The organism is Plantactinospora alkalitolerans (assembly GCF_015690345.1).
GTDB classification, from domain to species: Bacteria; Actinomycetota; Actinomycetes; order Mycobacteriales; family Micromonosporaceae; genus Plantactinospora; species Plantactinospora alkalitolerans.
This window is the reverse complement of the sequence record NZ_JADPUN010000384.1, coordinates 1-5419: the sequence shown is the minus strand read 5'-3', so window position 1 is coordinate 5419 and position 5419 is coordinate 1. Positions and strand designations below refer to the sequence as shown.

At 70.1% G+C, this 5419-nt stretch carries 1 protein-coding gene; it reads left to right on the top strand.

Annotated elements, in window-relative coordinates; translation table 11 throughout:
* Positions 1 to 5419 (top strand): non-ribosomal peptide synthetase (locus I0C86_RS38670; protein WP_196206278.1); only part of this gene is annotated, 5419 nt, incomplete at both ends.

Below are 5419 nucleotides of genomic sequence, written 5' to 3'. Positions count from 1 at the left end.
GTCAGATGGACCGCCGATGGGCAGGTGGTGTTCCTGGGCCGGGTCGATGACCAGGTCAAGGTACGGGGATACCGGATCGAGCCGGGTGAGATCGAGACTGTGCTGTTGACCCATCCGGGTGTCGAGCAGGTCGCGGTCCTGGCGCGGGAGGACTCCACCGGCGACCGGCGGCTGATCGCCTACGTCGTACCGGCCACGGACGCGGTGCCCGACGACGAGCTACGTACCCACGCCGCGGCCCGGCTGCCCGAGTACATGGTCCCGGCCACCGTGGTGACCCTCCCCACGCTGCCGATGACCACCAGCGGCAAACTCGACCGCCGAGCCCTGCCCGCCCCCGAACACACCACCGGCAGCGGAAACGGACGGGCCGCGACGACCGTGCAACAGCAACTGCTGTGCGCCGCCTTCGCACACATCCTCGGCCTGGACTCGGTCGGCGTCGACGACAGCTTCTTCGACCTCGGCGGACACTCCCTGCTCGCGGTACGCCTCGTCTCACGCATCCGAGCCACGCTCGGCGTCGACCTCGAAATCCGCACCCTGTTCGAAAGTCCGACGGTCGCGGGACTCGCGGACCGGCTCAACGGGCCGGACACACGGAACCGTCCGGTCCCGCAGGCCGGCGCGCGCCCCGACCTGGTCCCGCTCTCCTTCGCCCAGCGGCGGCTGTGGTTCCTGGCGCAGCTCGAGGGGCCCAGCCGGACCTACACCATGCCGGCCGTGATGCGGCTGACCGGCGATCTCGATGTGTCCGCGCTCGACGCGGCGTTGCGGGACGTCATCGGGCGGCACGAGTCGCTGCGCACCGTCTTCGCGTCCGTCGATGGCGAGCCCTACCAGCGGATCCTGGATCCGGGGGAGTTCGACTGGCGGGTCCAGGTCACTTCGGTCGACCCGGAGGTGTTGGCTGATGCCCTCCGTGAGGCGACCCGTGCCCATTTCGATCTAGCCACCGACCTGCCGATCCGGGCATGGTTGTTCGACACCGGGTCCAGCGAGTGGATCCTGGTCCTCGCGGTGCACCACATCGCCGTCGACGGTTGGTCGATGGGCCCGATCGGCCGGGATCTGTCCACCGCCTATGCCGAGCGGGTGTGCGGCCGGGAGCCGGGCTGGGGACCGGTGCCGCTGCAACACGCCGACTACGCCCTGTGGCAGCGGGAACTGTTGGGCGACGAGTCCGACCCGGACAGCCGGCTCGCCACGCAGATCGAGTACTGGCGACAGGCGCTCGCCGGGGCACCGGAAGAGCTGGCGTTGCCACACGACCGGATCCGCCCGGCCGCTGCCGGCTATGGCGGGCATTCGATCCCGCTGCGGATACCGGCCGATGTGCATCAGCGGCTGGCCGCGCTGACCCGCAACCAGGGCGTGACACTGTTCATGGTGTTGCAGGCGGCACTCGCCGTACTCCTGTCCCGGCTGGGCGCGGGCACCGACATCCCGATCGGATCGGCGGTAGCCGGCCGCACGGACGAGGCCCTGGACGACGTCGTCGGTTTCATCGTGAACACGGTGGTCATCCGCAACGATCTCGCCGGCGACCCGGATTTCCGAGAGGTGCTGAGCAGGGTACGGGAGACCACGCTGGGCGCGCTGGCGCACCAGGACGTGCCGTTCGAGCGGCTCGTCGAGGAACTCGCGCCGGCCCGGTCACTGGGCCGGCACCCGCTCTTCCAGGTGCTGCTGACGCTGCACAACAACGCCGCGGTCGCCCTTGATCTGCCCGGCGTGGCGGTGGAGCGGATGTCGTCGACACGTCCCGCCGCCCGGTTCGACCTGGATGTGATGATCGCCGAGGAGTTCGACGACCAGGGTGCTCCGAACGGCCTGCGTGGTTCGATGACGGCAGCCGCGGATCTGTTCGAAGCGGCGACCGCGGAACGGATCGCGGCCTGGTTCACCCGGCTCCTCGAAACGCTCAGCACCGTACCCGACGCGCGCCTGAACTCGCTCGACCTGCTCGGCACGGACGAACGGGATCAGGTGCTGTATGGCTGGAACGACACCACCGTCCCGGTTGCCGACGGCACCGTGGTCGAGTGGTTCGAGCGCCGCGCGGCAGAGTCGCCGGATGCGGTCGCGGTGGTGGCCGGCGGCGTCGAGCTGACCTACGCCGACGTGGAGCGGCGGGCCAACCGGCTTGCGCACTGTCTGCGAGGACAGGGGGTGCGCGAGGAGTCGGTGGTGGCGCTCTGCCTGCCGCGTGGCGCGGACATGATCACGGCCATCCTGGCGGTGTGGAAGGCGGGTGGTGCGTACCTGCCGGTGGATGCCGCGTTGCCGACCGAGCGCGTCGCCTTCATGGTGGCCGACAGCGGTGCCGGTGTACTGGTGACCGACCGAGAGACGACGTCCGCGGTGCCGATGGTGCGCCTCGACCTGTCCAGCACGCTCGACGGCTACCCGGACACCGCGCCCGGCGTCACGACGGACTCGCGCGCCCTCGCGTACGTCATGTACACGTCCGGATCGACCGGCACGCCGAAGGGGGTCGCCGTCACCCAGGAGGCACTCACCAACTACGTGTCGAGTGTGTCCGAGCGCCTTGACTGGCACGGCGCGGGGCTACGGTACGGCCTGCTCCAGCCGCAGGTGACCGACCTCGGCAACACGGTGGTGTTCATCAGTCTGGCCACCGGCGGGCAGTTGCACGTGTTCGACGAGAGCGCCGTCATGGACCCGCAGGCGGTGGCCGGATATCTGGCTGAGCGGCAGATCGATGTGTTGAAGGCCGTACCGTCGCATCTGGCCGCGCTGAGTGCGGTGACCGGGTTCGAGGGTGCGATTCCGGCCCGGTCGATCGTGCTCGGCGGCGAGGCGGCGCCCGCGCCCTGGGTCGGCGAACTGCTCGCGGCGGCCGGTGACCGCCGGGTCTTCAACCACTACGGCCCGACCGAGACCACGATCGGTGTGACCACCACCGAGTTGACCGCCGCATCGGTGGCGGTCGGCACCGTCCCGATCGGCACGCCGATGGCCAACACCCGGGCGTACGTGCTCGACGCCGAGTTGGCGCCGGTACCGGTCGGAGTGGCCGGTGAGCTCTACGTAGCCGGCACCGGACTGGCCCGGGGTTACGTGGCCCGGCCAGCGCTCACCGGTGAACGGTTCGTGGCCTGCCCGTATGGGTCCGGTGACCGGATGTACCGCACGGGCGACCGGGTGAAGTGGACCGCCGACGGACAACTGGTCTTCCTGGGCCGGGCCGACGAGCAGATCAAGGTGCGCGGATACCGGGTCGAACCGGGTGAGGTCGAGAACGCCCTGCGCGCCCACCCGGCGGTCGTTCGTGCCGCCGTCGTCGCCCACGCGGACACCTCGGGAGACGCTCGCCTCGTCGCCTACGTCGTGCCCGCCGAGCAGCAGACCGTGCCCACCGAGGGGGAACTACGGGAGTTCCTGGTCGGCCGGCTGCCCGAGTACATGTTGCCAGCGGCGGTCGTCACCCTGCCGGACCTGCCGCTGACCGCCAACGGCAAGCTGGACCGCGCCGCCCTTCCGGCTCCCGGGTACGCGGCCGCGCCGGTGAGCCGCGCGCCGGCCACCGAGCGGGAAGAACAACTGTGCGCGCTCTTCGCTGACGTGCTCGGGGTGGAGCGGGTGGGGGTGGACGACAGCTTCTTCGATCTCGGCGGCCACTCCCTGCTGGCCATCCGGCTGCTGTCCCGGATCCGCGCCGGTCTCGGCGTCGAAGTCAAAATCCGCATGTTCTTCGAGGCACCCACTCCTGCCGGCCTGGCCGCCCGGCTGGCCGGTCCGGCGGAGCGGCCGCGGCCGGCGCTGCGGGCGACGGCGCGTCCGGAGCGGCCACCGCTCTCGTACGCGCAACGCAGGCTGTGGTTCCTGGCCCAGATGGACGGGCCCAGTCCCACATACAACATCCCGTCGATCGCGCAGCTGACCGGTGACTTGGACGTCCCCGCCCTGGAAGCGGCATTGCGGGACGTCATCGCGCGGCACGAGTCACTGCGTACGGTCTTCGCGGTCGCGGACGACGAGCCGTATCAGCACATTCTCGCGCCAGAGGATATCGATGGGCGGTTGTCGTCGGCGTCGGTACCGGCGACCGAGTTGGCCGATGCCGTAGCGCAGGCGGCACAGTACGCCTTCGATCTGACGACCGAGATTCCCGTCCGTGGCTGGCTGTTCCGGGTCGCGCCGGACGTCCACGTGCTCGCTCTGGTGGTGCATCACGTCGCCACCGACGGCTGGTCCCGTCGGCCGCTGATGCGGGACGTGGCGACCGCGTACGAGGCACGGCGCCGGGGCGAGACACCGGTGTGGGAGCCGCTGCCGGTGCAGTACGCGGACTACGCGTCGTGGCAGCGGGAGTTGCTGGGCGACGAGTCCGATCCGAGCAGTCTCTTGGCCGGGCAGGTGGCGTACTGGCGCCGGGCCCTGGCCGGTGCACCGGAAGAACTGGCGCTGCCGGCAGATCGTTCACGTCCGGCGACGGCCGGACACCGCGCGCATCGGGCGCCGCTTCGGATTTCGGCGCAGGTGCACGAACGACTGGTCGAGCTCGCCCGGGCCGAGGACGCCACGCCGTTCATGGTGGTCGAAGCGGCATTCGCGGTGCTGCTGTCCCGGCTGGGTGCGGGCACCGACATCCCGATCGGATGCCCGGTCGCCGGCCGTACGGATGAGGCGCTTGATGATCTGGTCGGGTTCTTTGTCAACACGCTGGTGATCCGTACTGATCTGTCGGGGGATCCGGGGTTCCGGCAGGTGTTGGGTCGGGTGCGGGAGACGACGCTCGGTGCGTTGGCGCATCAGGATGTGCCGTTCGAGCGGCTGGTGGAGGAGTTGGCGCCGGAGCGGTCGTTGTCGCGGCATCCGCTGTTCCAGGTGATGCTGACCCTCCAGAACATCGACCGCGCCGTCCTCGACCTGCCCGGAGTACGGATCGAGTCCACGCCGATCGCCGAATCGGCGCCGGTGGCTCGCTTCGACCTCGAACTCGGGCTCAGGGAGGGCCTCGACGCGGATGGTCGTCCGGCCGGCCTGACCGGCTGGGTGACCGGTGCGGCGGATTTGTTCGATGTGGTGACGGTGGAGCGGTTGGCGCGGTGGTTCGGTCGGGTGTTGGAGTTGGTGACGGCGGCTCCGGATCTGCCGGTGCGTGCGGTCGATGTGGTGGATCCGGCGGAGCGGACGCTGGTGCTGGAGGCCTGGAACGACACCGCGGCCCCGACACCGGACGGCACGATCCTGGATCTGTTCGCCGCCCAGGTGACGACACATCCGGATGTTGTCGCGGTCACCGCCGGCGCAGTGAGTCTGACCTATGCGCAGCTTGATGCGCGGTCGGATGAGTTGGCTGCTGGTCTGGTGGCTGGGGGTGTGGGGGTGGAGTCGGTGGTGGCTCTGCTGTTGCCCCGGGGTGTGGAGATCGTCGCGGCGATGCTCGCGG